The sequence below is a fragment of the Protofrankia sp. CiP1_Cm_nod3 genome (assembly GCF_982290655.1).
Genome location: NZ_CEVIVD010000016.1, coordinates 40,649 through 46,020, shown reverse-complemented (window position 1 = coordinate 46,020; position 5,372 = coordinate 40,649). Strand labels below are relative to the sequence as shown.

4 protein-coding genes are annotated in these 5,372 nt (G+C 69.8%); 2 read left to right on the top strand and 2 right to left on the bottom strand.

Features of this window, described 5'->3' with window-relative positions; genetic code table 11:
- Positions 1-2,464 (top strand): ATP-binding protein (locus AC5LUJ_RS05670; RefSeq protein ID WP_493464576.1); only part of this gene is annotated, 2,464 nt, incomplete at its 5' end.
- Positions 2,465-2,802: 338 nt separating this feature from the next.
- Positions 2,803-3,486, top strand: a complete 684-nt coding sequence (locus AC5LUJ_RS05665) for a response regulator (protein ID WP_250284604.1) — start codon at positions 2,803-2,805, stop codon at positions 3,484-3,486.
- A 397-nt stretch (positions 3,487-3,883) separates the two neighbouring features.
- Here AC5LUJ_RS05665 and AC5LUJ_RS05660 read toward each other — a convergent pair whose 3' ends face one another.
- Positions 3,884-4,579: a YceI family protein gene (locus AC5LUJ_RS05660; RefSeq protein WP_250284606.1), complete on the bottom strand. Its 696-nt coding sequence runs from the start codon at positions 4,577-4,579 to the stop codon at positions 3,884-3,886.
- Between the two features lie 509 nt (positions 4,580-5,088).
- On the bottom strand, positions 5,089-5,372 hold a 284-nt coding region (locus AC5LUJ_RS05655; RefSeq protein ID WP_493464575.1), incomplete at its 5' end, for a DUF305 domain-containing protein.

Below are 5,372 nucleotides of genomic sequence, written 5' to 3'. Positions count from 1 at the left end.
CGACCAGCTCTCCTCGTTCGCGGACGAGGTCACCCGGGTGGCCAAGGAGGTCGGCACCGAGGGCAAGCTCGGCGGCCAGGCGACGGTCGACGGGGTGGCCGGTACCTGGAAGGCCCTCACCGACAACGTCAACCAGCTCGCGTCCACGCTGACCACCCAGCTCCGGGCGATCGCCGAGGTGTCGACCGCGGTCACCCGCGGTGACCTCACCCGTTCGATCACGGTGGAGGCCGAGGGCGAGGTCGCCGAGCTCAAGGACAACATCAACCAGATGATCGCCAACCTGCGGGAGACCACTGAGAAGAACGCCCAGCAGGACTGGCTGAAGTCGAACATCGCCTGGATCGGCGGCAAGATGCAGGGCCAGCGCGACCTGTACGCGGTCTGCCAGATGATCATCAGTGAGATGACGCCGGCGGTCGGCGCCCAGCTCGGCACGGTCTACCTGCTCGACTTCATCGAGGGCGACAAGCTGCGGCACGTCGCCGGCTACGGCTCGGCGCCCCGCAAGCGCTCCGACGGCACCTTCCTCTTCGGGGAGGGCCTCATCGGCCAGGCCGCGGTGGAGAAGAAGCGCATCCGGGTGGAGCAGGTGCCCGCCGGCTACCTCTACATCCGCAGCGGCCTCGGGGAGGCCCCACCGAGCGACCTGGTCGTCGTGCCGGTCCTCTTCGAGGAGCAGGTGCTCGGGGTCATCGAGCTCGCGTCCTTCACCCAGTTCTCCGAACTGCACCTGCACCTGGTCGACCAGCTCGTCGACACGATCGGCGTCGTCCTGAACACGATCATGGCGAACGCGCGGACGGAGGAGCTGCTCGCCCAGTCGCAGCGGCTCACCCAGGAGCTGCGCTCGCAGTCGGTGGAGCTCCAGCGCACCAACAACGAGCTGGAGGAGAAGGCCGCGCTGCTGGAGGAGAAGAACCGGGAAATCGAAATGGCCCGCATCGGGCTGGAGGAGAAGGCCGAGCAGCTCGCCCTGTCGTCGCAGTACAAGACCGAGTTCCTGGCGAACATGAGCCACGAGCTGCGCACACCGCTCAACAGCCTGCTGCTGCTGGCGAAGCTGCTCGCCGACAACCCGGAGGCCAACCTCAGCGCCAAGCAGATCGATTTCGCCGAGACGATCCACTCGGCCGGTTCCGAACTGCTCGAGCTCATCAACGACATTCTCGACCTGTCGAAGGTCGAGGCCGGCAAGATGGACGTCGAGGCCGCCACCGTCCGCACCACGACCCTCTGCGACGCGGTCGCGCAGATATTCGGCCCGCTCGCCGAGGAGCGGGGGCTGTCATTCGAGGTGACGGTCGCCAACGACGTCCCGGCGGAATTCGTCACCGACGAGCAGCGCATTCAGCAGGTGCTGAAGAACCTGCTGTCCAACGCGGTGAAGTTCACCGATTCCGGTGAGGTGCGGCTGGATGTCACCGTCGCGTCCGACGAGATCGAGTTCACCGCGCCGAGCCTGTCCGCCGCGCCGGTGGTGCTGGCGTTCAGCGTGTCCGACACCGGTATCGGGGTGGCGTCCGACAAGCTCCGCATGATTTTCGAGGCCTTCCAGCAGGCGGACGGGACGACGTCGCGCCGCTACGGCGGGACCGGGCTCGGCCTGTCGATCAGCAAGGAGCTCGTGCGGCTGCTCGGCGGGGCCATCGGGGTCGCCAGCGCTGTGGGCCAGGGCAGCACCTTCACCCTGTACGTACCGTCGGTGATGCCCTCGGAGGTCCTGCCCTCCACCACCCCCGGGGACAACGAGGGAATCATCATGCTGTCCGGGGAGCCCCGCGCGGCGGCGTCGCACCGGCTGGCCGGGATGCAGGGCAGGCAGGCGCTGGAGGAATCCCGGCTGGCGGGGGGGCCGGCCACCATGGCCTGGCCGGGCCGGGCGGGACCGGGCAAGGACGGACCGGTCAGGAACGGGTCGGCCACGGAGGAGCCGGGCGCGGTGTCGGTGCCGGTGCCGGCAGCACGACGTTCGTCACGTTCGGTTCCGGGCGCGACGGGGCCGATGGCGACCGGCACCTCCTTCCTCACCGAAGCGCCCGAGGAGTTCGCCCGCCGCGAGCCCGTCAGCGGGCTGGACGAGACCGACCCGCTGGTCGGCACGACCGTGCTCGTCGTCGACGACGACGTCCGCAACGTGTTCGCCCTCACCAGCGCGCTGGAGATGCACGGCATGCGGGTGCTGTACGCGGACAACGGCCACGACGCGATCCGGCTGCTCCAGCAGGAGGGCTCGATGATCGATCTGGTGCTGATGGACGTGATGCTGCCGGGCCTGGACGGGAACGAGACCACGTCGACGATCCGGCAGATGCCCGCCTTCGCCGCCCTGCCGATCGTGGTGCTGACCGCGAACGCGATGCCGGGCGACCGGGAGAAGAGCTTCGAGGCGGGCGCGACCGACTACATCACCAAACCGGTCGACCTGAGGCATCTGCTCAGTGCCATGCGGTCGCATCTGTAGGCGGCCGCGTCCGGAGCAGGTGTGGAACGGAAGCCTCGAAGTTCGCGCCGATGCCCGCTTGTATCGCCTGCCCGCCGACGCGGGGCCCGCGGGTACGGCGCGGGTACAGCCCGCGGGTACGGTGGGCGCCGCGGCTACCGGCGCCCGGCCCGGCCCGGGTAGCCCGGGCCGGGCGCCTGGATCGGATGTTTTGTCAGGGATACTTCCTGGGAACGGAACGTGAGTATTGCGGAAGGCGTGTGGTCGCGGATGCCTGGCCGCTTGAGAGGGCTTGTACGGTTGGGTTTTGGCGCATGTCCCCAATGCTGGCAATGCGCCGTGGGCGAGGAGGCGGGCAGGTGACCGAGCGCAAGGGCGGCCTCGTGGGCGCTGGGGACGCTGTGGGCGCTGTGGACGCCGAGGACGCGCACGGTACGGAGCGTCCGCGCAGCAAGATCCTTCTGGTGGACGACCGGCCCGACAACCTGATGGCTCTCGAGGCGATCCTGGCCTCCCTCGACCAGGACCTGGTCACCGCGTCGTCCGGGGAGGACGCCCTCAAACGCCTCCTGGTGGACGATTTCGCCGTGATCCTCCTGGATGTGCAGATGCCGGGCATGGACGGTTTCGAAACCGCGCACCGCATCAAACAGCGCGGCCGGACGCGGGACACCCCGATCATCTTTCTCACCGCGATCGACCGGGAGCCCCATCACGCGTTCCGCGGGTATGCCGTCGGCGCGGTCGACTACATCGCCAAACCGTTCGACCCGTGGCTGCTGCGCGCAAAGGTCACGGTATTCGTCGAGCTGTTCGAGAAGAATGAGCGGGTCGCCGAGCTCGCCCGGGCGAGGGTCCGCGACTTCGACCTGATGACCGAGATCGCCGAACGGCTGTCCGCGCTCGAGGTCCTGCTGGAGGGCACCTCCCCGAGCGTCCCCGAGGAGACCATCGCCGCCGCGGCGGCCGAGGTCCGCGGCCTGGTCACGCGGCTGCGGCCGTTCTCCCGGGCGGGCGGCGGCCCGCCGGCCACGGCATCCTGACCGCGGGTGTTCCGGGGCCGGGTGTTCCGGTTCCTGGCCGGGGGTCGCGGGGGCGCGGCCTGGCCGCGGGGAAGCGCTGCCCGCGGTCGTCCGCGCAGGGCGTGAGCTGGGGGAGTCTGCCGCTCGGTTCGCTTTTCGATCCGGGCGGGCCCGGTGAGTGTACCGAACGACAAACCCACAGCGATCTTTTCCGTTGGCCGTCGACCATGCGGTCACGCATGGTCGTATGACTGGCGCTCCGGGAGCCGCAGAGCGGGCCGATCCTGGAACCTGCCGACGCCGGGAGCCCGGCGGGGCCCGGAGATCCACCGAAGGCCTCAGGGCCCGCCGAAGGCCTCACCTCAGAGCCTGCCGAAGTCCTCAGGGCCCGCCGAAGGCTCAGGGACCTGACGAGGGCTCAGGACCTGGCGAAGTCGAGCAGCACCTCGATGATCCCGTTGTTCTCGACCCGGATCCCGCCGGCGTTCGGCGGCTCGACGCCGTAGTCACTGAAAGTGACGGGGATCTGCCCGCTGACCCGGATCTGCCCGCCGGTGAGCTGGGTGTCCAGCGGGACGGTGACGGTCCTGGTGACGCCGTGCACGGTCAGCTCGCCTGTTGCCTGGTAGGTCTTCCGCTCGCCCTCGGCGGGCACCGATCCGAGGTCGATCGGCTGGGTCAGCCTGAAGCCGGCCGTGGGGAACCGGGACGTTTCCATGATCCGGCCGCGGAACTGGCTGTCGCGCGGCGACTGGTCGCTGGTGATGGTGGCCACGTCCACGCTGAAGTCGGCGGACGGCACGGAGGTGCCGCTGACGACCAGCTTCCCGGTGACGGACGAGGTCCGGCCGACCGCGGTGGTGTCCTGCCCGAACAGGACCTCCTTGACGCGGTATCCGGCCTGCGAGCCGGCGGCCACCGTCCACGTCCCGTCGGCGGTGGTGTAGGCGGCCGTGGCGCCGGCGGCCGGGCCGGTCGCGGTGCCGCCGGGCGCCGGCGCGCTGTCCAGCGACAACTTGGCCGGCGGATCACCCTCGATGAAGTTGATGTAGACGAACGGCCCGCCGGCCACGAGGGCGGCCAGGGCCACCACGCCGATCACCAGACCCTTCACCCAGCGTGGCCGTTTCTTTTTCGTCGGGCCTGACGGGCCTGACGGGCCCCATGGACTCGGTGGACTCGGCGGTCCTGCCTGCTCCGGTGGGCCCGGCCGGCTCGGCGGTTGCGATGAGTCGGCCGGACGGGACGCATCGGCTATCATTGATCACTCCTCGGTGGTTGCGTGGCCGGCTTGTAGTCCGTGCTTGTGCTCCGTGGCTGCTGATAGCCCTGTGGTGGATTGTGGCCGGTTTGTGACGTCTGGCACGAGGCGTCCACGTGCGCTACCGGTCGCATGGGTCGGATGTTGCACGAGCAACATAAAAAAATCATGAATATGATTCGGCTCGGCATGCTGTCAGCCTGGCGACACGGACCTGTCGGCCCGGCCCCGAATCCCGTTGGCAGCTGCCCACCACCGTCACCGCGATGTGCCCTCCCGCGGGCCGGCACCACCGGAGGGCTCCACCAGGGGACTCCGCCGGACGGCCGGGTGGCGCCGGCCCGGTCGTCCGGCGGGCGAGGTCAGGCCGGGGGAGAGCCGAGCGCGCGCAGGTCGGCCTGCATCTGGTCGATCTCGACGGCCTGGTTGATGACCATCACCCGGGCCAGCGCCCGGACGTCCGTCTCCCGCGCGTGGGCCGCCGCGTGCTGAGCCATCGTGATCCCACCCCGGTGATGGCGGATCATGAGCGTGAGGAAGAGGACGTCCAGCTCCCGGCCCCGCGCCGTGGACAGCTGGGCCAGTTCGGCGTCGGTGGCCATCCCCGGCATCCGCGACGAGCCACCGGGAGCCGTGCCGGACGGGG